The following is a 22,296-nucleotide window of genomic DNA, read 5'->3' as shown; positions in this document are numbered from 1 at the left end:
GCAGGGATGTCATAAGTTGCCGGCGATACACCATGACCTGCCAGCAGAATCCCATTGCCGTGAAGCCGGATGCAGCCCTGAACCGATTCATCTTGAGCTCGTCGATGCGCTACCAGACAACTTCAGCCGCTTGGCGGGGGCGGGATTTAAGTGCAAAAAAACTGCACTTAAGCAGCATTATTATGAATTTGCCAGCCAGGGCATTCAGCGGCAAACTGCGCCCGTTCCTCCCCCAAATGTTGGAACGTTCAAGGGCTTTCTGGTGATCCAGACAAGCCCTTCTTTTTGCCCGCCGTCTGGAAATGGATCGTTTTTGTCGATGTTCGCCCGCTGGAAACCCGCCGCCATCAATACCCGCCCCCTGGAATGGAGCCGCGCCGCCATCGGCATGGCCCTGGGGACCCTGTTCAGTGTCTGGTTCTGCGCCCAGGTGTTCGGCATGCCCGTGGCCGTGCACCTGATCGGCCCCCTCGGCGCCTCGGCGGTGCTGCTGTTTGCAGTGTCCTCCGGGGCCCTGGCGCAACCCTGGTCGATCCTTGGCGGCTACCTGTGCGCCGCGGTAATGGCGCTATTGGTGGCCCAGCTTCTGGGGCGTAGCCTGGGCAGCGCCTGCCTGGCTGCGGGCATGGCAGTGGTGCTGATGTGCTGGCTACGTTGCTTGCATCCGCCCGCTGGTGCGGTGGCCCTGACCCTGGTGCTGGCCGATCCGGACAGCATCGCCCTGGGCTGGCTGGAGCTGGGGCCGGTGATGCTGGCCGCCGCCAGCCTGCTGGCCAGCGCCCTGGCCTATAACAACCTGACCCGCACCCGCTACCCCAAGGGGCCGAGCGAGCCGCCGGCCGTCCTGGTTCCATCCTCTGCCGCCGACAGCCTGGCGATCACCGCCGCCGACCTGAAGCTGGCCCTGGAGGAAATGGAAGAGTTCTTCGACGTCACGCCCGAGGATCTCGAGCAGCTGGTTCACGCCAGCGAGGCCCATGCCCGGCGTCGCAGCATCGGCCAGGTGCTGGCCTCGGCTCCCGAGCCACGCCCCTGAGGCGGCGTTTGCCGCTGGCCCAGGCCGAAACGCCCGTCAGATGATCGGCGACCAGCGCTGGGACCAGTCGGTGTCCTGTCCGATCACTTCGCGCAAGACCTCGAAGGCTTGCTGCAAGGAAGCCGAATCACGCTCCCGGGCATATAGCAGGTAGGTGGGGAAACTGAACTCCGGGGCCTTCTCCACTCGCTCCAGCACGCCGCTGTCCAGGTAGCTCTGGACCACCCGGGTACGGAAGTAGCCACTGCCGCCGGAATCGAGGATGAACTGCAGCGCCAAGGGCCCAAGGTTGAAACCCACTGCGGCCTTGGCCTGTTCAGGCAGCGCGGCGTCGTGCTGGCGCCGGAAATCCTCGCCCCAGTCGATATACACATAGGGCTCCGGGCGTCCGGCCAGGCGCACCAGGATCAGTTTTTCCTCCAGCAGTTGCTCAACCTGCAAGCCTGGCGAGTACAGCGGCTGGAACACCAGCGCCGCATCCAGCACGCCCAACTCCAATTGACGCTGCAAGCTCGCGCCATCGCCGATCTGGGTCCGCACCGCATGGTTGGGCAAAGCCTGGCGCAGGCGCCGGACCCAGTGCAGCATCAACGGATTGCACAGGCTCAATTCGCCGCCGACATGCAGCACATTGCGATAACCCGCCAGGAGCGGCAGGTCGCGCTGGGCCGCTTCCCAGGTCTGCACCAGTTGGTTGGCGTAGGCGATGAAGGCTTCGCCATCGGCCGTGGGCCGGGCCCCGGCCCGGTTGCGCACCAGCAGCTTGCAGTTGAGCTGCCCCTCCAGGTTCTGTACTCGGGCACTGATGGCGGTCTGGGTCAGGTGCAGGCGCTCGGCAGCGGCGATCAGGCTGCCGCTGCGAACGATTTCCAGGAAGGTGCGGGCCAGGTCGATATCCATACTGCCTCGAGAGCATCAAAGTCGAGCGCCATTGTAGCGGCCCGCCTGCCGGCGCTGTTGGCCAGTTTGCTGGGCGCCGGCCTGGGAACCTGGCTCAGCTACCAGGGCAACTAGCGCTGGACCTTTCCCCGGGGCGACTACCGGGCTCGCAGCGACCAGGCCTTGCGCTTCTGCGTGACGGCCGCGGCCTACAACCTCGGCAATGCCTTGCTGATGCTGTGCCTGCTGGCCCTGGCACGGGACTCGCCGTTATCGACGCAATTACTGATTACTTTCTGCCCGACCTTGGGCAGCTACTGGATCAACCGGACCTGGACGTTTAAAAATGAAACTGCCTAGCCATGTGCAAGTAGACCATCAGCACCTCATCAGCGTCATTGCCTGCTGTTACAACGAAGCCCATGTATTACCGGAATTCCACCATCGCTTGATGTTGGTACTGAGCGCCCTGCCGGTGGTCTATGAAGTCCTGTATGTCCACGACGGCAGCCATGACGGAAGTTACGAACTGCTGGAACAGTTCTGCCGCGCGCCCCCTGGGTGCGTTGCTTGAACTTGAGCCGCAGCTTCGGCAAGGAATCGGCAATGTCCGCCGGCAAGCGCCTGAGCGCCCAGCTCTACTACAAGCTGATGAAGTGGACCTGGCGATGGAGGGAGTCCTGGCCTTTTCCCACAAGCCCCTGCGCTGGTTCAGCGTGCTCAGCCTGGCCACCCTGCTGCTGACCTGTTCCTATCTGTTGCACCAGTGGTTCGCCGACGATTTCAGCATCGATCATCTGATCCTCGGCGCCATGGACATGGCCCTGGTAGGCATCGCCATGGTCGGCGAATACATCGGCGCCGCGCTGGTCGAGGTCAAGCGCCGGCCGCTGTAGTTCCTGCCGAGGCGGTAGTTGTACCAGGGTTCGCGCATGCCCACTGCCCCCGCCAGGACGCAGATGCCCACCACCTGGCCCAAGGAGTCCTCGAGCACGAACAGGTAATCGGCGTCGGCCCGTTCGGCCTGCCCGGCGAAGGTCCTGTGCGCCCACTCCAGGCGCTGGCCGAGGCGCCCGGCATCGGCGGGCCAGGAGCAAGAGAGCCGGCAGGTCGGCCAGGGATGCGGGACGAACGATCATGACAAGGGCCTCCAGCAGGGTCGGGATGGAACAGGCACGACAGTGATGGCGCACCAGCATAGTGACGGCGCACACTGGAAACCGCGCCCACATCAAGAGCATCCATGGTTTTTTCCGCCGCGAGCGGCGAGCCTCGACACGCTGTCCCCAGTGCTCGGGCCAAGGCTGCAGGCCCCGCTGCAGGGGCCTCCACCACGTGTTCTCGAGGCTGGTCCGACCATGCAAAAATGCACAGCCAACCTGCAGCTTTCCGGGTTGTACAAGGCAAATTTGCACTGATACGATCCGCCGATGCTCGTCCGCGAGCCTCATATAAAGACAATAAAAGCAGGGAGTTAGTGATGACTGCTCAGGTTTCATCCCACACGGCCCGGGAACTCGATGCGCCTCAGGACGAGGTGCTGGTCGAGGTGCGCAACCACATCGGCCACCTGACCCTCAATCGCCCCGCCGGTCTCAACGCCATCACCCTGTCCATGGTGCGTACCTTGCAACGGCAACTGGATGCCTGGGCCCAGGCTCCGGAAATCCATGCAGTGGTGCTGCGCGGCGCCGGTGAAAAAGCCTTTTGCGCCGGCGGCGATATCCGCTCGCTGTACGACAGCTACAAGAGCGGCGGCACCCTGCACGAAGAGTTCTTCGTCGAGGAGTACGCCCTGGACCTGGCGATCCATCATTACCGCAAGCCGGTGCTGGCGCTGATGGACGGTTTCGTCCTCGGCGGCGGCATGGGCCTGGTGCAAGGTGCGGATCTGCGGGTGGTGACCGAACGCAGCCGCCTGGCGATGCCGGAAGTGGCCATCGGTTATTTCCCGGACGTCGGCGGCAGTTATTTCCTCTCACGCATCCCCGGCGAGCTGGGCACCTACCTGGGGGTCAGCGGCGTGCAGATCCGCGCTGCCGACGCCCTGTATTGCGGCCTGGCCGACTGGCACCTGGAAAGCGACAAGCTGGCCCTGCTCGACCAGCGCCTGGACCGCCTGCAGTGGAGCCATTCGCCGCTCAAGGACCTGCAGGGGCTGCTGGCCAAGCTCGGCGTCCAGGCCCTGCCCGACGCGCCATTGGCCAGCCTGCGCCCGGCCATCGACCATTTCTTCGCCCTGCCCGACATGCCAGCCATCGTCGAGCAACTGCGCAGCGTGAGCGTGGCCGATAGCCACGAATGGGCACTGGCCACCGCCGACCTGCTCGAGACCCGTTCGCCACTGGCCATGGCCGTGACCCTCAAGATGCTGCGCCAGGGCCGGCACCTGGCCCTGGAACAATGCTTCGCGCTGGAGCTGCACCTGGACCGCCAGTGGTTCGAGCGTGGCGACCTGATGGAGGGCGTGCGTGCCCTGATCATCGACAAAGACAAGACCCCGCACTGGAATCCGCCAACCCTGGCAGCCCTCGAGGCCGACCGGGTAGCGAGCTTCTTCAGCGGTTTCGACGGCAGCGGGAGCTGAACTCATGCACGACATCGAATTGACCGAAGAACAAGTGATGATCCGCGACATGGCCCGGGATTTCGCCCGCGGCGAAATCGCGCCCCATGCCCAGGCCTGGGAAAAGGCCGGCTGGATCGACGACGCCCTGGTCCGCAAGATGGGTGAACTGGGCCTGCTGGGCATGGTAGTCCCCGAACAATGGGGCGGCAGCTACCTGGACTACGTGGCCTATGCCCTGGCCGTGGAAGAGATCGCCGCTGGCGACGGCGCCACCGGCGCCCTGATGAGCATCCACAACTCGGTGGGTTGCGGGCCGATCCTCAACTACGGCAGCCAAGAGCAGAAGCAGGCCTGGCTGCCACGCCTGGCCAGTGGCGAGGCCATTGGCTGCTTCTGCCTGACCGAACCCCAGGCCGGCTCCGAGGCCCACAACCTCAAGACCCGCGCCGAACTGCGCGACGGCCAATGGGTGATCAACGGCGCCAAGCAGTTCGTCAGCAACGGCAAGCGTGCGCAACTGGCCATCGTCTTCGCCGTCACCGATCCAGAGTTGGGCAAGAAAGGCCTGTCGGCATTCCTGGTCCCCACCGACACCCCGGGCTTCATCGTCGACCGCACCGAGCACAAGATGGGCATCCGCGCCTCCGACACCTGCGCCGTGACCCTCAACCAATGCAGCGTGCCGGCCGCCAACCTGCTGGGCGAACGCGGCAAGGGCCTGGCCATCGCCCTGTCCAACCTCGAAGGCGGGCGCATCGGCATCGCCGCCCAGGCCTTGGGGATCGCCCGGGCCGCCTTCGAAGCGTCCCTGGCTTATGCCCGCGACCGGGTGCAGTTCGGCAAGCCGATCATCGAGCACCAGAGCATCGCCAACCTGCTGGCGGACATGCACACCCGGATCAACGCCGCGCGCCTGCTGATCCTGCATGCCGCCCGCCTGCGCAGCGCCGGCCAGCCCTGCCTGTCCGAAGCTTCCCAGGCCAAGCTGTTCGCCTCGGAGATGGCCGAAAAGGTCTGCTCTTCGGCCATGCAGATCCACGGCGGCTATGGCTACCTGGAGGACTACCCGGTGGAACGCTACTACCGCGACGCAAGGATCACCCAGATCTACGAAGGCTCCAGCGAGATCCAGCGCATGCTGATCGCCCGTGAGTTGAAGCACTACCTGGTCTGATCGAGTAAAAGTATCGCGGGCATGGCGCTCCTACAGGGAAACCATGCCCCTGCAGGAGTACCATGCCCGCGATAGCATTCTTGAAGACACAAAAAAATCGCAGCTAAAGCTGCGATTTTTTTATCGCCGCGAACCGCCTCAGCGGTCCTTGAACTGCGGCTCGCGCTTGGCGATGAAGGCGGCCATGCCTTCCTTCTGGTCCTGGGTGGCGAAGGCAGCGTGGAATACCCGGCGCTCGAAGCGCACGCCTTCGGACAGGCTGACCTCGAAAGCGCGGTTCACGCTTTCCTTGATCATCATGCTCACCGGCACCGACTTGCCGGCGATCAGCGCGGCGACCTTCAGTGCTTCTTCCACCAACTCGTCGGCCGGCACGATACGCGCGACGATGCCGCAACGCTCAGCTTCCACGGCGTCGATGAAACGTCCCGTCAGGCACAGTTCCATCGCCTTGGCCTTGCCCACGGCGCGGGTCAGGCGCTGGGTGCCGCCCATGCCCGGCAGCACGCCGAGGTTGATTTCCGGCTGGCCGAACTTGGCGTTGTCGCCGGCCAGGATGAAGTCGCACATCAGTGCCAGTTCGCAACCGCCACCCAAGGCAAAGCCATTGACCGCGGCGATGATCGGCTTGCGCCGGTTGGCCACCCGGTCGCTGTCGCTGAACAGGTCGTCGAGATAGATCTGCGGATAGCTCAGCTCAGCCATTTCCTTGATGTCGGCGCCGGCGGCGAAGGCTTTCTTCGAGCCGGTGATGACGATGCAGCCGATCTGCGGATCGGCTTCCAGGCGATCCAGGGCCTGGTTGATCTCGCCGACGATCTGCGCGTTGAGCGCGTTCAAGGCTTGCGGGCGGTTGAGGGTGATCAGGCCGACCCGGCCCTTGATATCCAACAGAATGGTTTCGTAGCTCATGAATCAGCTCCTGCTAAAAGTCAGAGATTGCGCGAAATGACCATGCGCTGAATGTCGCTGGTGCCTTCATAGATCTGGCAGATCCGTACATCACGGTAGATCCGCTCCAGCGGGAAGTCGCTCAAATAGCCATAGCCGCCCAGGGTTTGCAAGGCCGCGGAACAGACCTTCTCGGCCATCTCCGAGGCGAACAGCTTGGCCATCGAGGCCTCCACCAGGGCCGGCTTGCCGCTGTCGCGCAGCGCGGCGGCGTAATGCACCATCTGCCGCGCCACGGCGATCTGGGTGGCCATGTCCGCCAGGCGGAAAGCCACGGCCTGGTGCTCGATGATCGGCTGGCCGAAGGTCTCGCGCTCGCGGGCGTAGTCGCGCGCCGCCTCGAACGCGGCACGGGCCATGCCCACCGATTGCGAAGCGATACCGACCCGGCCGCCTTCGAGGTTGGCCAGGGCGATCTTGTAGCCCTCGCCCTCCGCCCCCAGGCGGTTGGCCACCGGCACCTTCACATCCTCGAAGAGGATCTGGCAGGTGTCGGAAGCGTGCTGGCCGAGCTTGTCCTCGATCCGCGCGACCTTATAGCCCGGCGCGTCGGTGGGCACGATGAACGCGCTGATACCGCGCTTGCCCGCCGCCGGATCAGTGACCGCGAAGACGATCACCACTCCGGCGTTCTGCCCCGAGGTGATGAACTGCTTGCAGCCATTGAGCACATAGTGGTCGCCGTCGCGGCGGGCCCGGGTCTTCAGGCTGCTGGCATCGGAACCGGCCTGGGGTTCGGTCAGGGCGAAGGCCCCGAGCATGCTGCCGCTGGCCAGGGGCTTGAGGAAGCGCTCCTTCTGGTCATCATTGCCAAACTTGAGGATCGGCACGCAACCCACCGAGTTGTGCACACTCATGATGGTGGAACAGGCGCCATCGCCGGCGGCGACTTCCTCCAGGGCCATGGCATAGGCCAGGTAACCGGTGTCGCAACCGCCCCACTGCTCTGGCACCAGCATGCCGAAGAAGCCCATTTCGGCCATCTCGGCAATGGCTTCCCTGGGAAAGCGATGCTCGCGGTCCCAGTCAGCGGCAAAAGGCTTGAGACGCTCCTGGGCGAATAGCCGGGCCGCATCGCTGATCTGTTGTTGTTCGTCATTGGGCAACATGGCAGGTCCTCGTTACAGGCATTCGATGGCCATGGCCGTGGCTTCGCCACCGCCGATGCAGATCGCGGCCACGCCACGCTTGAGGCCCTTCTGGCGCAGGGCCGAGAGCAGGGTCACCAGGATCCGCGCGCCGGAGGCGCCGATCGGATGGCCCAGGGCGCAGGCACCGCCGTGCACGTTGACCTTGTCATGGGGGATTTCCAGCTTGCTCATGGTCACCAGGCTGACCACGGCGAAAGCCTCGTTGATCTCGAACAGGTCCACTTGGTCCAGGGACCAGCCGGTCTTCTTCATCAGGCGCTCGATGGCGCCGACCGGAGCCACCGGGAACAGGCCCGGGGTATCGGCGAAGGCCGCATGGCCATGGATCACCGCCAGTGGCTTGAGCCCGCGCTTCTGCGCTTCGGAACGGCGCATCAGCAGCAGCGCCGCGGCGCCGTCGGAAATCGAGCTGGAGTTGGCGGCCGTCACGCTGCCACCTTCGCGGAACGCCGGCTTGAGGCTGGCGATCTTGTCCAGCTTGGCCTTGGGCGGCTGCTCGTCATCGCTGATCAGCCGGGACTCCTTGCCGATGGTCACTTGCAGGGGAACGATCTCGTCCTTGAACAGGCCATCCTTGATCGCTTGCTGGGCACGGGTCAGCGACGCTATGGCGAACTCGTCCTGGACCTGGCGGGTAAAACCGTTGGCCTCGGCGCAGTCCTCGGCGAAGGTGCCCATCAGCCGGCCCTTGTCGTAGGCGTCTTCCAGGCCATCGAGGAACATGTGGTCCAGCACCTTGCCATGGCCCATGCGGTAGCCGGCCCGAGCGCGGTCCAGCAGGTACGGGGCGTTGGACATGCTCTCCATGCCGCCGGCGATCACCACCTCGGCACTGCCGGCCAGCAGCATGTCGTGGGCCAGGATGGTGGCCTCCATGCCCGAGCCGCACATCTTGTTCAGGGTGGTACAACGGGTGCCTTTGTCCAGGCCGGCCCCCAGGGCCGCCTGGCGTGCCGGAGCCTGGCCAAGGCCGGCGGACAGCACGCAACCGAACAGCACTTCTTCCACGCTGTCGGCGGCGACCCCGGCCCGCTGCACGGCGGCGCGGATGGCCTCGGCACCCAGCTGTGGCGCGCTGAGGCCTTTCAATTCGCCCTGGAAGCCCCCCATGGGGGTACGTACGGCGCTGACGATGACAATCGGATCTTGGGCAATCGACATGATGAATCCTCCTTACTTGGCGGCCATGCGCAAGGCGCCGTCGAGACGGATCACCTCGCCGTTGAGCATGCTGTTTTCAATGATATGCCGTACCAGCGCGGCGTACTCGGCAGGTTTGCCCAGGCGCGGTGGGAATGGCACGCCTGCGGCCAGGGAGGCCCGGACCTCGTCGCTCATGCCGGCCATCATCGGTGTTTCGAAAATCCCCGGGGCAATGGTCATCACCCGGATACCGAAGCGCGCCAGCTCGCGGGCCGCCGGCAGGGTCAGGCTGGCCACGGCGCCCTTGGAAGCGGCGTAGGCTGCTTGGCCGATCTGCCCGTCGAAGGCAGCGACGGAAGCGGTATTGATGATCACCCCGCGCTCGCCTTCGGCATCGGCCTGGCCTTCGGCGATGGCCGCGGCCGCCAGGCGCATCAGGTTGAAACTGCCGATCAGGTTGACGTTGATCACCTGGGCGAAGCTCGCCAGGGCATGGGGACCGTTCTTGCCGAGGATCTTCTCGCCCCGCACGATGCCGGCACAGCTGACCAGGCCATGGAGCCCGCCGAAGGCCTGGACCGTCGCCTGGACCGCCGCTTCGGCTGCTGCTTCCTGACTGATGTCGGCGACCACGCTCTGGCATCCCAACTGCTGCGCCTTGGCCGCCACGGCCTCGGCATTGAGGTCCACCAGCATCACCCTGGCGCCGGCGGCCACGAGCATTTCAGCGCTGGCCGCACCGAGGCCCGAGGCACCACCACTGACGAGAAAAACCTTGTTCTGAATCTGCATCGTTCAAATCCTGTTCACGCGTTGACTGTTGCCGCCGCGGCCTCTTGAGCCTTGGCGATTTCCTGGTTGCGCAAGATAAAGCGCTGCAATTTGCCGCTGGGGGTCTTGGGCAATTCGCTGACGAACTCGATTTCCCTCGGATAGGAATGGGCCGCCAGGCGCTTGCGCACATGCTGGCGCAGCTCCTCGGCCAATTCCGGGGTGGCGCGGTAACGTTCACCCAGCACCACAAAAGCCTTGATCACCTCGGTGCGCTCAGGATCGGGCTTGCCCACCACTGCCGCCTCGACCAACGCCGGATGCTCCACCAGGGCGCTTTCCACATCGAACGGGCCGACTCGGTAACCGGAGGTGGTAATGACATCGTCGCTGCGCCCGACGAAGCTGATGCTGCCGTTCGGGTTCAGCTCGACGGTATCGCCGCTCAGGTAGTAATCGCCGACGAAGGCCCTGGTCGGTGCCCCGGAGTAACCGGCGAACCAGCACATCGGCGACTGCCGGCGGTCAATGGCGAGGATCCCCGGCTGGCCGATCCCCAGCTCGCGGTACTCTTCGTCCAGTACCACGATGCGATGGCCCGGCGAGGCGAAACCGGCGGCGCCGACATGCACCGGATGCTCCAGGGCGTGGTGGTTGCACAGCACCATGCCCAGTTCGGTCTGGCCGTAGTGGTCGTGGATCACCACCTCAAGGTGCTCGGCGAACCAGCGGATCACTTCCGGGTTCAGCGGCTCGCCGGCACTGCTGACAATGCGCAAGCGCCCCTTGATCGAACGGGCGAACTGATCACCACCGGCGATCAGCAGCCGGTAGGCAGTGGGGGATCCGGTGAGGTTGGTGATGCCGTACTTGTTGATCACCCGGCAGGTACTTTCGAGGGTGAAGGGGCCGTCGTAGAAGGTAATCGGATGACCCAGGCCCAGCGGACCGGTGATGCCGAAATAGATGCCATAGGCCCAGCCCGGGTCGGCGACGTTCCAGAACGCATCTTCAGGTCGCAGGTCCACCGCATCGCGGGTATAGCTCTGGAACGCGACCATGGCCTTGAGCGGCACTTGCAGCGCCTTGGACGGCCCGGTGGTGCCCGAGGTGAACATCAGCAGGAAGGGGTCTTCGCCAGTGAGCAGCACCGGTTCGCAACGGGCCGGATATCGCTCCAGCTCGGCCCAGAAACTGAAGTCGCCACGCACGATGCCCTGCCCCTTGGCGCCAGCCACGGTGACCACGGTCGGGCAGTTGGCGAGCTCGGCGAGCTTGGGACGGTTGACCGCGTCAGTCACCACCACCTTGGCTTCGGAGCTGCTGAGCCGATGCTCGATGGCCTTGGGTCCGAAGGCGGTGAACAGCGGTTGGTACACCGCGCCAATGCGCCAGGTGGCCAGGACCGTGATCAACAGCTCGACATTGCGCGGCAAAAGGCCTGCGACCTTGTCGCCCCTGCCTACGCCCTGGGCCAGGAGGAAGTTGGCCAGGCGCCCGGCCTTGTCTTGTAGATCGGTGAAGGTGTAGCTGGCGCTGCTGCCGTCCTTGCCCTCCCAGAACAACGCGATGCGACCGGGCAACGCATGCCGGTCACAACACTCGACGCAGGCATTGAGCGCCTGCAGCGATCCGGCCAGGGTGGCATCGACGGTGTGCTGGTAGTTGAAGTTTGCGGTGGCGGACAGGTAATCGCGCATTGCCAGAAGCCCTCGTTGTTCTTATAGCAGGCAGTTTTTCAACGGCCTGATGGGGGGAACCTCATCAGAATCAACGAAATACTGGCGCCAGGACCCTGGCCGGACAATGGTCAAAGCTGTCAAGTTGCGTGACCGGTTTGGCCAAGGGTCAGGCCGGCACGTTGAGGATCAGGCTGCGATAGTGCCCGGGATTGGAGCCGGACCACTTGCGAAACGCCTTGTAGAACGAACTGGTATCGGCAAATCCCAGGCGCTCGGCGATCTCGGCGAAGCTGATCTGCGGCTCGGCCAGCCAGATGATGGCCAGCTCCTTGCGCACCCCATCCTTGAGGGCCTGGTAGCTCTGCCCCTCCTCGGCCAGGCGCCGGCGCAGGGTCGAGGCGGAAATGCACAGGCTCTGGGCCAGGCTCTCGGCTTCCGGCCACTGCTCCCCCGGCAACTGCCGCAGCTGTTGCTTGATACGACTGGCCAGGCTCTGCGGATCGCGGTACTTGACCAGGATATTGGCCGGGGCATGGCCGAGGAAGCGCTTGAGCTCCTCATCGCTGCGCTTGATCGGCAGGTCCAGGCAATCGGCGGCGATGATCATCCGCGTGCGCGGCCGGTCGAAGCGCAGGTTATCGGAGAACATCACCCGATAGTCGTCGCAAAACTCCGGCTGTGGGCAGCGCAGCTCGATGGCCAGGATGGGGATTCGCCGTCCGGCCAGCCAGCAAGCCACCCCATGGACGATCATCCAGTAAGTGAAATAGGTGAAGGCCCGGCGCGAAGACACCTCCTCCAGCAACACGATCTCCGCCAGGCTCTGCTGGCGCACCAGTTGCGCCGGCAGGTGCTCGAGCATCAGCGACAGGAATCCCAGCACCGAATCCAGGCCCTGGGCCAGGGTCGGCTGGGCCATGGCCGAACGACAGAGGAATGCCAGGCTGCCGGACTTGAGCTTGCGCGGGTCCATGCCGAAGAATTCATCGTCCAGCCTCCTGGCCAGCAAGCGCCAGAGCCGCGCATAGGCGCTGGCCGGCACCCGACCGGTGCCCTGCTGCAAGCCGGCCGGATCGATGCCGACCTTGTGCAGTACTTCATCGGTGGCGGCGCCCGGAGCGCAACTTTGCAACAGCGCTTCACGCACCAGTTGCAGGGAGATGGTGTCTTTTTCCGACATCGTGAACAGAGATTTCCAACGCAAGGGACCAGGACGGCCATCTTAGGCAGTGAAGCGCAAAAAGCCAGTGGACCTTGGGCTATAAGCTCGTGCTGGCTGCCGATAGCTGATCCACAGGCAAAGAGGGATCGAAAACCCCACGACGCTCGCCCTATCATGCACCACCCGGCGCCTGGCGCCCGGGCGGCCCGCCAACCGCTGCGCAAGTCCATGGACAGCAACTGGCAACCCCTTGCAGAGTGAATGACTATGTATCTGGTGTGTGGTGAAGCGCTGTTCGACTTCTTCAGCGCGGACGAAGCCGGAGCCCCGGCCAACAAGGTAGCCTTCCAGGCGATCGCCGGTGGCTCGCCATTCAACGTGGCGGTGGGCCTGCGCCGCCTGGGCGTCGATGTGGCGTTGCTGGCGGGGCTATCCCGGGACTACCTGGGCCAACGCCTGCGACAGGTGCTGGACAACGAAGGCGTGGACACTGGCTACCTGCAGGAATTCGACGCCCCCAGCACCCTGGCCATGGTGGCCGTGGGCGCCGACGGCTCTCCCCACTACAGCTTTCGCGGCGAAGGATGTGCCGATCGCCAGCTCCTGGTCGAGCATCTGCCTGAACTGGGCGAACAGGTGCGCGGGCTGCACATCGGCTCCTATTCCCTGGTGGTACAGCCGATTGCCGACACCTTGTTGGCACTGGCAAGGCGCGAGCGGGGCCGGCGCCTGGTCAGCCTCGACCCCAATGTGCGGCTCGGTCCGCAACCGGACATCCAGCTATGGCGCCAGCGCATCGATGAACTGGCCGGCCAGGCCGACCTGATCAAGGTCAGCGACGAAGACCTCGAGCAGCTGTACCCCGGGCAGGCACCCGAAGTGCTGATCCGCGGTTGGCTGCAAGGCAGCGCCAAGCTGGTGTTCCTGACCCGTGGCAGCCAGGGCGCGACGGTCTTCAGCCAGCGGCATGGCCACTGGTCGGTCGCGACGCCCAAAGTGCAGGTGGCCGACACCGTGGGCGCCGGCGATACCTTCCAGGCAGCGTTGATCACCTGGCTGACCGAGCAAGGACTGGACTCGCCCCTGGGTCTTGAGCAGCTGGAGCGCGAGCAGATCGACGCCCTGCTGCGCTTCGCCGTCAACGCCGCGGCCCTGACCTGCACCCGTACCGGGCCGGACCTGCCGTACCGCCACCAGTTGACCTGAACCGCTCCCTGTAGCTGCTGCCACGGGCTGCGTGGCAGATGCTGCTCCTGCCCGCAGTAGATCGAGGCAAGACTCTGCGGGCCTTCGCGCAGCCTCGCCACGGGCTCGACAGCGGCTACAAGCCGCGGGCTCCCGGAGCCTGCGGCAGGGGATCAGAAGATCGAGAAGTTGTAGCTGACGATCAGGCGGGTTTCATCCATGTCGCGGGCGATCTTCTGGTAGTTGCTGCGATAGGTGGCGTTGCGCAGGCGCAGGCTGACGTCCTTGAACGTGCCGCTTTGCACCACATACTTGAGCTCGCTGTCGCGTTCCCATTCACGACCTTCACGCAGGCTGCCCGGGACCTTGATGTTGTCGCCGCTGACATAGCGAGTCAGGAAGCTCAGGCCATTGATGCCCACCGCCTTGAAGTCGTAGTCGTAGCGCAATTGCCAGGAGCGTTCCTGGATCGCGGCGAAGTCGTTGACCTGGACGTAGTTCACCAGGTACGGGTTGCTGCCATCCAGGTACGGCATCGAGTTATCGCCATACATGCGCTGCCAACCCGCACTGAACACATGCCCGCCCAGGCCGTAGCTGAGCATGGTGCTCAGGGCCCGGTGATCGATGCTGCCGGCACGGGCGCTGCCGCTGTCATCACTCTTGATCAGGCGCAAGTCACCCTTGAGCACCCCGGGCCCCAGGGGCTGGTTGGCCACCAGGCCGATGAAGTGCTGGCGATAAATATCCTCGAGTTCGGCGTAATGGTACTGGCCGCTGAGGCGGTCGCTGAACTTGTAGTCCAGGCCGTAGGTGTCGAAGTGATCCGCCGTGGTGTTGCAGGCATAGCGCTTGTTCTTGCAATGCACGCGAATGTCCTGGGAATCGGTGGAATCCCGGGCGGTGTAGCGATTCAGGCGGGCTGCGGTGAAGGTCAGGTCCTTGACCTCCTTGGAGGTCAATACCGCGCCATTGAACATGGTGGGCAGCAGGCGCCCGTCGTTGTACTTGAGCAGCGGCAGGTCCGGCAATTGCGCGCCGTATTTGAACACGGTCTGGGACATGCGCACCTTGGCGGTCAGGCCAAGCTTGGCGTACTGGTCGGCCGAGCCTCGTGGATCATGCCCACTGGAGGGCAGCAGGCCGCTATTGCTGCGATCCGGGCTGGAGTCGAGCTTGATCCCCAGCATGCCCAGGGCATCGAGGCCAAAGCCCACGGTGCCTTCGGTGTAGCCCGATTGCAGGTTGAAAATGAAGCCCTGGGCCGACTCCTCGCGCTTGGATGCGCCCTGCGCCGTCTTGGTGTGGCCATCACGGAAGTCCCGGTTGAAGTAGACCGTGCGCGACTCGAGCTTGGCGCTACTGTCCTCGAGAAAACCGGCGGCTTGCGCCTGCAGGGTAAAACCCGAGCACAGGACGGCGGCTCCGAGGCCCAGGAGCGGGCACGGATTGAGTAGAGGGAAAGGGGGACGCATGAACAGGCTCCAGCAGAAAATCAGTGACGCGAGGTAAAGAAAGACCCAGGGGAAATCCACTCGGCGAATTAAGTAGCGCCGACTGAATTGATTGAATCAATGAAGACCGGCAATGATGGCAGATCGCCCGCCAGCCCCCTACCCGACTTTAGTCTGACTCCCCAGTCTGTCTCCGACTATTTTCCAGCCCCCGTGGCGCCGCTTCAGGATCATGCGCTTTCAGCAAAACCTGATCATTTCCGACATTTTCTACCAGGCGAAAGCCGAGCCAAGAAAAGCTGTCCATACGCTCAAAAAACACTCCTCGACAAGCTAGCGGTAGCAGCTGACGGCAAAAAAGCATCATTTTTGTTCGGTAAAAAACTACCGTTCGTCGGGTTTTTTGGCATTTTTGTAAGAAATAACAAGTATTTGACGTTTTTCATTATGACCATAATTAATGTATTTATCTTATTGTTTTAAAAGGATTTTTTTAATATTTAAATTCTAGTAAAACCACTGCGTCATTTATGCAACGCCAAAAAACGTCAATTAAACGTCTTTGCCATATGCTAGTGTCAAAAAAAGCGCGCGATGAAGGCTATGTGCCATACGCTTTTTTCAGAAGGTGGGGCATCCCCTCGCCACACACTCATCATGGACGAGGTCGTTCCCTTGGAAGTCAGCGTTTTTGGTACTGGCTACGTCGGTCTGGTACAAGCCGTCGCCCTGGCCGATGTCGGGCATAACGTGGTCTGTGTCGATATAGACAGCCACAAGATCGCCCAACTGCAACGTTCCATTCCTCCGATTCACGAGCCGGGCCTCGCGACCCTGATCGAAGAGAATCAGAAGGCTGGCCGACTGCATTTCACCACCCGTCCCGGCGATGCCGTGAGCCATGGGCAAGTGATCTTCATCGCGGTCGGCACCCCCTCCAACGAAGACGGCTCCGCCGACCTGGACCACGTCCTGGCGGTAGCACGGGAAATTGCCAGCCTGATGTCCAGCGACAAGACCCTGGTGGTCAAGTCCACGGTCCCGGTGGGCACCGCCGACCTGGTGGTCGAAACCGTCGCCGAGCAACTGGCGGACCTGGGCAAGTCCCACTTGCAGGTGCATGTGGTGTCCAACCCGGAGTTCCTCAAGGAAGGCTCGGCGGTAGCCGATTGCATGCGCCCGGACCGGATCATCATCGGTTGCGCCCACGAGCTGCCGCGCCACCAGTTGAGCGAGCTGTACGCCCCGTTCAACCACAACCACGATCGCCTGATGTTCATGGATAACCGCAGTGCCGAGCTGGTCAAGTACGCGGCCAACGCGATGCTCGCCACCCGCATCAGCTTCATGAACGAGATGGCCAACCTGGCCGAGCGTCTCGGGGTCGACATCAACGCCGTGCGCAAGGGCATCGGCGCCGATCCACGCATTGGCTACCACTTCATCTACCCCGGCGCCGGTTTTGGCGGCTCGTGCTTTCCCAAGGACCTGCGCGCCTTGATCCACACGGCCCAGAGCCACGGCCTGGAACCGCACATGCTCAAGACCGTGCGCGACGTCAACGAAGAGCAACGCCATGTGCTGTTCCGCAAGCTCAAGGCGCACCTGGGGGACAACCTGCAGGGCAAGGTCATCGCCTTGTGGGGCCTGGCGTTCAAGCCCAATACCGATGACATGCGCGAAGCCACCAGCCGCTACCTGATGGAAGCGCTGTGGCAGGCCGGGGCCAAGGTCCATGCCTTCGACCCCGAGGCCATGACCGAATGCCGGCGCCTGTACGGCTATCGCGATGACCTGCAGCTGTGCGCGACCCGCGACGACACCCTGCAGGGTGCCGATGCGCTGGTGATCTGTACCGAGTGGAAAGCCTTTCGCGTGGTGGACTTCAAACTGCTGCGCGAGACCCTCAAGGACCGCCTGATCGTCGATGGGCGCAACCTCTACAACCCGCAACAGGCAGCGGATGCCGGGCTGCATTACCTGAGCATCGGCCTGCCCTATCGCGTACCGGGGGCACTTTGCGCATGAATATCCTGATCACCGGGGCCGCCGGATTCATCGGCGCCCATACCGCACTGCGTTTGCTCAAGGATGGGCACCAGGTCACCGGGCTGGATAATTTCAACGACTACTACGACCCCCAGCTCAAGCACGATCGAGTGCGCTGGGTGGAACGCCAGGTGGGGCACTTTCCCCTGCAACGCCTGGACCTGGCCGACAGCTCGGGCCTGGACCGGCTATTCGCCGAGGTCCGTCCGCAGGTGGTGATCAACCTCGCCGCCCAGGCCGGGGTGCGTTACTCCCTGGAAAATCCCAAGGCCTACCTGGACAGCAACCTCGGCGGCTTCCTCAACCTGCTGGAAATGTGCCGGCGCTATCCGGTGCAGCACCTGATCTACGCCTCGTCCAGCTCGGTGTACGGCGCCAACCAGCAGACGCCCTACAAGGTCAGCGACAACGTCGATCATCCACTGTCGCTGTACGCGGCCAGCAAAAAAGCCAATGAGCTGATGGCCCACAGCTACGCCCACCTGTTCGGCGTACCGGCCACCGGCCTGCGCTTCTTCACCGTCTATGGCCCCTGGGGCCGGCCGGACATGTCGCCGATCCTGTTCGCCGACGCCATCAGCCAGGGGCGCCCGCTGAAGCTGTTCAACTACGGCATGCACCAGCGCGACTTCACCTATATCGACGACATCGTCGAGTCCCTTGTACGCCTGCTGGGCAAGCCACCGGCACGCGACCCGCTATGGGACCGCGAGCAGCCGGACCCGTCCACCAGCATGGCGCCCTGGCGCCTGTTCAATATCGGCGGCCAGCGCCCGGTACAGCTCAAGGAATACGTGGCGACCCTGGAGAAACTGCTCGGCCGCACGGCCCAGGTGGAATACCTGCCCCTGCAACCAGGCGACGTGCTCAACACCTACGCGGACGTCAGCGCCCTGGAGAACCTCACCGGCTTCGGCCCCCAGGTTCCCCTGGAGGATGGCCTGCGAAGCTTCGTCCAGTGGTACCTGGGCTACTACCGCAGCAGCAACTGAACAGCGATTCCCACGCTTTTTCCGAACCTTTGCAATGGAAGTATTCCCGGTGGATATGGAAAGACCTGTCTCGTCGCCCGCCAGCGCCGCCCCCTCGCCCATAGACCGGCGCAACGATCCGTTCCGGCGCAAGGTCCAGGCCGCCATCGACCTGCAACACCATGGCTGGCTCAGCGGCCGCCAAGGTGGACGCCCCTGGACCCTGTCGCGCACCAAGCGCCTGACCTCGGCATTACTGGCCGCGCTGTTGCTGGTGCTGTTGTCGCCGCTGTTGCTGGTAGTGGCCTTGCTGATCAAGTTCACCAGCCCCGGCCCGGTGTTCTTCGTGCAGTTGCGCACCGGCTTTCGCGGCCGGCGGTTCGGCATGTACAAGTTCCGCACCATGGTGGTCAACGCCGAGGCCCTCAAGGACTCGGTGCGCCACTTGAACAAGCACGGCCCGGACTCGGTGGACTTCAAGATCGACCGCGACCCACGGATCACCGGGATCGGCGGCTTCCTGCGTCGTACCAGCCTCGACGAACTGCCGAACCTGATCAACGTGGTGCTCGGCCAGATGCGCATCGTCGGCCCGCGCCCCACCTCGTTCCACGCCCAGACCTACAAGGAGCACCACCTGGGGCGCTTGAGCATCTACCCGGGGATCACCGGCCTATGGCAGGTATCCGGGCGCAGCGACGTGGACTTCGACGGTCGGGTAACCCTCGACATGACCTACATCTTCCAGCAGAGCCCCTGGCTCGACCTGAAGATCCTGATGAAAACCCCTTTCAAGGTCCTCAATGGCCACGGAGCAAGTTGAAATGGCGGCAGCAACCCTTGCCAGTCTGAAGATCCAGCGTCCCAGTGAAAGCAACCTGGCAGTGACCGTGCTCGACCAGGAGCTGCAGGTGATCCTGCTCACCGCGGCCAACCTCAACAGCGGCGTGACCAGCAGTTGCCTGAGCATGGCCAGCGAACTGGCGCGTACCAGTCGCGGCCGGGTACTGCTGGTCGATACCAGCCTTTCGGATGACAGCCTGACCCGGCGCCTGGGCCTGGAACAGTGTCCGGGCTTTCTCGACCTGGCCCTGGCCGAAACCCCGCCGGCGCTGGGCGAATGCATCCAGACCAGCGCGGAACTGGACTTCGACCTGCTGCCCCTGGGCCGGCGCCAGCAATACCGCGAGCGGCTGACCGCCGAGCAGTTGCGCGAGCTCCTGCACACCCTGGCCGGCCAGTACCGCTTCGTGATCGTCGATGGCGATCCGGTGTACAGCAGCGGCGACATCCTCACCTTGAGCACCCAGGTCGATGGCGTGGTGCTGGTGGTGCGCAGCGAGGAAACCCGCTGGGAAGTGGCCCAGGCCGCCGCGCAACGCTTGATCCAGGCCGAGGCGAAGCTGATCGGCAGCGTGTTCAACGCCCGCAAGTACTACATGCCCAAGTGGGTTTACGACCGCCTCTGACCGGCACAAGGACCGTGTAACCATGAACAAGCCAAGACTTTCCCTGCTGAGCCTGTCGCTGTTGCTGGCCCTGGGCGGCTGCGTCAACCGCGAGCCGCAACAGATGCCGGTGCAGATCCTCAGCGCCCCGGCCGACCAGGCCCAGCTCACCGAGGTCATGCCCATCGAACAGGTGCTGCGGCCCCAGGACGTGCTGGACGTGATCTTCCATATCGGCACCACCAGCCAGCAGCGCTACCTGGTGCAACCGGGCGACCAGGTGGACATCAGCTTCCTTTCCGCCCCGGAACTGGGGGGCAACAAGCTGGTGCTGCCCGACGGCAGCATCGACATGCCCTATATCGGCAACATCCAGGTCGCCGGGTTGTCCGCCGAGCAGGCGCGCCAGGCCCTGCAAGCGCAGTACGCCAAGGTGCTGAAGAAACCGCAGATCACTTTCTCGATCTCCCACGCCATGGCCCAGCTGGACAACCTGCGTACCAGCCTGACCAACCCGGCCACCGGCCTGAGCCGCGAGATCGTGGTCGGCTCCGATGGCCGCGCGAGCTTCCCGCTGCTGGGCAGCCTGTCGCTGCAGGGCAAGAGCCTGAGCGAGCTGCAGAGCCTGATCAACCAGCGCTACGCCAAGGAGGTGGGACAAGTCAGCGTCGACGTGCTGCTCAAGACCACCGCCGCCAACGAGGTGTTCGTCATGGGCGAAGTCGGCCAGCCGGGCGCCTACCCGGTACGCCGGCCGATCTCGGTGCTCGAGGCCCTGACCCTGGCCAAGGGCGCAGGCCCCACCGCACGCCTCGACTCGGTGGTGATCATGCGGCGCAAGGGCAACCAGGTGGAGGCCCGGGTCTACGACGCCGACGCCGCGCTGGACGGCAAGGCGCTGCAATTCGCCTACCTGCAGCCGGACGACATGCTCTACGTGCCCAAGACCCGCCTGGCCAAGGCCGGTGCGCTGAGCAAGCAACTGGCCGACGTGATCATGTTCCAGGGTGTCGGCTTCAGCTTCGGCTACCGCGTCGACAACAAAGAATCGAATAACAACTGAGTTCGCCTCGATGACCAAGATCGAAAACTACCTGCACGAGTTTCTCCTCGTGTTCTTCGTCAATCGGCGCCTGATCAAGCGGGTATTCCTGGGTTTCGCCCTGCTGGCGCTGCTCTTGCCGCTGGTGCTCAAGCAGAGCTTCGAGATCACCGCGGAAGTCATAGTGCAGTCCAAAAAGCTGTCGCAGACCGATGCCAACACCGTGCTCACTCCGGACAACGACAAATTCATCCCGCCATCGCTGGCGGACATGGAGACCGAGAGCAACATCCTGCGTTCGCCGACCCTGATCCGCGACACCATCGGCCAGTTGCGCGACGAGGGCCTGTTCGGCGGCAACGAGGGGTTGCTCGCCAGATTGCTGTTCAACCCCCTGCGCGATGGCGTGATCAATCCACTGCGCAATCATGTGATCAACCCGGTGCGCGGCTTCTTCGGCCTGGCGGTGGACCCGGTGCGCGATACCAGCCTGGACGCCTTCACCAACCAGGCGGTCAAGGACCTGAAGATCGGCACCCTGCCCGGCTCCAACGTGATCTCCATCGTCTACAGCAGCCCGTCCGCGGCCGAAGGCACGCGCTTCGTCGAACGCCTCTTGGCCAACTACCTGAAGAACCGCCAGGACCTGCAATCCAACGAACTGCCCGAAGCCTTCTATGAACAGAAGAAGGCCCAGTACCAGGCACGCCTGGATGACCTGGAAGGCAAGCGCCAGGCACTGCTGGAAGCGGCCCACGCCTCCGACCCCAAGGAGGAAATCACCTTCCGCCTGAACGCCATCAACACCGAGGAGCAATCGCTCAACGGCTATCGCGACCAGGCCCTGGAGAACCAGCGTCGTCTCGACTACTTGCAGAAGAGCCTCGCCGCCGCGCGCAAGGCCGGCTTGACCGACTACACCTTCCCCTTCGCCTTCGCCAACACCGTGGACAACGTGGCGTACGAGGATCGCGAGATCAAGCAACTGGGCGAGCAACTGACCAACCTGGTGGGCCAGTACGGCGTCACCGCCGATACCTACCGCGCCGACAGCGTACCGATGCAGCAACAGCGCGAGCAGATCGTGCGGGCCCGGGCGCAATTCCTCAAGGTGGTGGAGAATCGTGTTCGCGAACGCAGCAGCGAGTTGCAGATCACCCAATCGGTGATTGCCCAGAAGACCACCCGCATCAACGACTACAAGGCCCGTGTACGTGACTTGCAGGAGGTGCTGAGCAAGCTGCGCCAACTGGATACCGAGATCGACGCCCTGCACAAGGCGTTCTTCACCTATACCCAGCGCTATGAAGAAAGCCGCGGCGAACGCCTGATCAGCGGCGAGCTGTCCAACGCCCGGGTGCTCAGCCAGCCCTACGAGCCTAGCGAAGCGGCCTTTCCCAAACCGATGCTGATCATTCCCCTGGGCCTGCTCACCGGCCTGCTGCTGGCCATCGCCCTGGGTTATGTCTACGAGTTCTTCGACCATCGCTTCAAGCATCCGGCCCAGGTCAACGACCACCTCGGCCTGCCGGTGCTGATGGTCCTCAATGCGATCGAACAACCCCAGGTCAACCCCTACCCGCGCTGGACCTGGCGTTGGGCCTGGCATTGGGCCAAGCAGTGAGCAAC

General features: G+C 63.8%; 22 protein-coding genes and 2 pseudogenes. 15 read left to right on the top strand and 9 right to left on the bottom strand.

Annotated features, from left to right (window positions below):
- Window positions 1-32 precede the first annotated feature (32 nt).
- Window positions 33-266 carry a hypothetical protein gene (locus tag CAG11_RS33285; protein WP_143494660.1) on the top strand — a complete coding sequence of 78 codons (234 nt, stop codon included), beginning with the start codon at window positions 33-35 and terminating at the stop codon, window positions 264-266.
- Window positions 267-319: 53 nt separating this feature from the next.
- Complete coding sequence (locus tag CAG11_RS20165; protein ID WP_085597609.1) at window positions 320-1,036, top strand: HPP family protein; 717 nt, start codon at window positions 320-322, stop codon at window positions 1,034-1,036.
- A gap of 36 nt (window positions 1,037-1,072) precedes the next feature.
- Here the strand turns inward: CAG11_RS20165 and CAG11_RS20160 are convergent, their stop codons facing one another.
- Entirely contained in the window at window positions 1,073-1,936 is an 864-nt protein-coding gene (locus CAG11_RS20160) for a LysR family transcriptional regulator (RefSeq protein ID WP_053130147.1), read from the bottom strand.
- A gap of 126 nt (window positions 1,937-2,062) precedes the next feature.
- On the opposite strand from CAG11_RS20160, the pseudogene CAG11_RS34545 reads away from it, so the two are divergent.
- From CAG11_RS34545 to CAG11_RS33275, 3 genes and pseudogenes are all read left to right on the top strand, one after another.
- A pseudogene (locus tag CAG11_RS34545) lies at window positions 2,063-2,275 on the top strand (hypothetical protein); the annotation flags it as partial.
- Window positions 2,262-2,489 (top strand): glycosyltransferase, encoded by a 228-nt coding sequence (locus tag CAG11_RS20155; protein ID WP_085597608.1) that lies wholly within the window; start codon window positions 2,262-2,264, stop codon window positions 2,487-2,489. The pseudogene CAG11_RS34545 and the gene CAG11_RS20155, both read left to right, overlap by 14 nt.
- 94 nt (window positions 2,490-2,583) lie before the next feature.
- Window positions 2,584-2,811, top strand: a complete 228-nt coding sequence (locus CAG11_RS33275; protein ID WP_143494656.1) for a hypothetical protein — start codon at window positions 2,584-2,586, stop codon at window positions 2,809-2,811.
- A gap of 5 nt (window positions 2,812-2,816) precedes the next feature.
- On the opposite strand, the pseudogene CAG11_RS20150 reads toward CAG11_RS33275, so the two are convergent.
- A pseudogene (locus CAG11_RS20150) lies at window positions 2,817-3,054 on the bottom strand (arginine N-succinyltransferase); the annotation flags it as partial.
- Between the two features lie 341 nt (window positions 3,055-3,395).
- Here CAG11_RS20150 and CAG11_RS20145 point away from each other — a divergent pair.
- On the top strand, window positions 3,396-4,502 hold the full coding sequence (locus CAG11_RS20145) for an enoyl-CoA hydratase/isomerase family protein (protein WP_085597607.1): 1,107 nt from the start codon (window positions 3,396-3,398) through the stop codon (window positions 4,500-4,502).
- Window positions 4,503-4,506: 4 nt separating this feature from the next.
- Window positions 4,507-5,658: an acyl-CoA dehydrogenase family protein gene (locus CAG11_RS20140; protein ID WP_022644526.1), complete on the top strand. Its 1,152-nt coding sequence runs from the start codon at window positions 4,507-4,509 to the stop codon at window positions 5,656-5,658.
- A gap of 138 nt (window positions 5,659-5,796) precedes the next feature.
- On the opposite strand, the gene CAG11_RS20135 is transcribed toward CAG11_RS20140, so the two are convergent.
- The 6 genes from CAG11_RS20135 to CAG11_RS20110 form a co-directional block, all read right to left on the bottom strand.
- Entirely contained in the window at window positions 5,797-6,570 is a 774-nt protein-coding gene (locus CAG11_RS20135) for an enoyl-CoA hydratase (RefSeq protein WP_085597606.1), read from the bottom strand.
- A gap of 20 nt (window positions 6,571-6,590) precedes the next feature.
- On the bottom strand, window positions 6,591-7,718 hold the full coding sequence (locus CAG11_RS20130) for an acyl-CoA dehydrogenase (RefSeq protein WP_085597605.1): 1,128 nt from the start codon (window positions 7,716-7,718) through the stop codon (window positions 6,591-6,593).
- 12 nt (window positions 7,719-7,730) lie between these two features.
- A complete protein-coding gene (locus tag CAG11_RS20125) occupies window positions 7,731-8,921 on the bottom strand; it encodes an acetyl-CoA C-acyltransferase (RefSeq protein ID WP_022644529.1) in 1,191 nt (396 codons plus the stop codon).
- Between the two features lie 12 nt (window positions 8,922-8,933).
- Window positions 8,934-9,695: an SDR family NAD(P)-dependent oxidoreductase gene (locus CAG11_RS20120; RefSeq protein ID WP_053130164.1), complete on the bottom strand. Its 762-nt coding sequence runs from the start codon at window positions 9,693-9,695 to the stop codon at window positions 8,934-8,936.
- Between the two features lie 14 nt (window positions 9,696-9,709).
- Window positions 9,710-11,374, bottom strand: coding sequence for an AMP-binding protein (locus CAG11_RS20115; protein WP_085597604.1), 1,665 nt, complete (start codon window positions 11,372-11,374; stop codon window positions 9,710-9,712).
- Window positions 11,375-11,522: 148 nt separating this feature from the next.
- Entirely contained in the window at window positions 11,523-12,536 is a 1,014-nt protein-coding gene (locus CAG11_RS20110) for an AraC family transcriptional regulator (protein WP_085597603.1), read from the bottom strand.
- Window positions 12,537-12,785: 249 nt separating this feature from the next.
- Between CAG11_RS20110 and CAG11_RS20105 the strand changes: the two genes are divergently transcribed.
- A complete protein-coding gene (locus CAG11_RS20105; RefSeq protein ID WP_085597602.1) occupies window positions 12,786-13,724 on the top strand; it encodes a carbohydrate kinase in 939 nt (312 codons plus the stop codon).
- Window positions 13,725-13,876: 152 nt separating this feature from the next.
- Here the strand turns inward: CAG11_RS20105 and CAG11_RS20100 are convergent, their stop codons facing one another.
- Complete coding sequence (locus tag CAG11_RS20100) at window positions 13,877-15,178, bottom strand: OprD family porin (RefSeq protein WP_085597601.1); 1,302 nt, start codon at window positions 15,176-15,178, stop codon at window positions 13,877-13,879.
- Between the two features lie 99 nt (window positions 15,179-15,277).
- Here CAG11_RS20100 and CAG11_RS33270 point away from each other — a divergent pair, with 99 nt between their 5' ends.
- From CAG11_RS33270 to CAG11_RS20070, 7 genes are all read left to right on the top strand, one after another.
- The gene (locus CAG11_RS33270; protein ID WP_143494654.1) at window positions 15,278-15,640 is read left to right on the top strand and encodes a hypothetical protein; all 363 of its coding nucleotides are present in this window, start codon (window positions 15,278-15,280) and stop codon (window positions 15,638-15,640) included.
- A 192-nt stretch (window positions 15,641-15,832) separates the two neighbouring features.
- Window positions 15,833-17,185, top strand: a complete 1,353-nt coding sequence (locus CAG11_RS20095; protein WP_031321722.1) for a UDP-glucose/GDP-mannose dehydrogenase family protein — start codon at window positions 15,833-15,835, stop codon at window positions 17,183-17,185.
- Entirely contained in the window at window positions 17,182-18,198 is a 1,017-nt protein-coding gene (locus tag CAG11_RS20090) for an NAD-dependent epimerase (RefSeq protein ID WP_085597600.1), read from the top strand. The genes CAG11_RS20095 and CAG11_RS20090 overlap by 4 nt, the downstream gene beginning before the upstream one ends.
- A gap of 55 nt (window positions 18,199-18,253) precedes the next feature.
- On the top strand, window positions 18,254-19,000 hold the full coding sequence (locus tag CAG11_RS20085) for a sugar transferase (RefSeq protein ID WP_085597669.1): 747 nt from the start codon (window positions 18,254-18,256) through the stop codon (window positions 18,998-19,000).
- 1 nt (window position 19,001) lies between these two features.
- Window positions 19,002-19,646, top strand: coding sequence for a CpsD/CapB family tyrosine-protein kinase (locus CAG11_RS20080; protein ID WP_085597599.1), 645 nt, complete (start codon window positions 19,002-19,004; stop codon window positions 19,644-19,646).
- A gap of 22 nt (window positions 19,647-19,668) precedes the next feature.
- On the top strand, window positions 19,669-20,688 hold the full coding sequence (locus CAG11_RS20075; RefSeq protein ID WP_022644538.1) for a polysaccharide biosynthesis/export family protein: 1,020 nt from the start codon (window positions 19,669-19,671) through the stop codon (window positions 20,686-20,688).
- A gap of 10 nt (window positions 20,689-20,698) precedes the next feature.
- Entirely contained in the window at window positions 20,699-22,291 is a 1,593-nt protein-coding gene (locus tag CAG11_RS20070) for a lipopolysaccharide biosynthesis protein (RefSeq protein WP_085597598.1), read from the top strand.
- Window positions 22,292-22,296: the final 5 nt, after the last annotated feature.

The sequence above is a fragment of the Pseudomonas sp. B6(2017) genome, assembly GCF_002112765.1.
Taxonomy (GTDB): Bacteria; Pseudomonadota; Gammaproteobacteria; order Pseudomonadales; family Pseudomonadaceae; genus Aquipseudomonas; species Aquipseudomonas piscis.
Note: the sequence above shows the minus strand (reverse complement) of the source record. Positions and strands in the feature narration are given on the sequence as shown.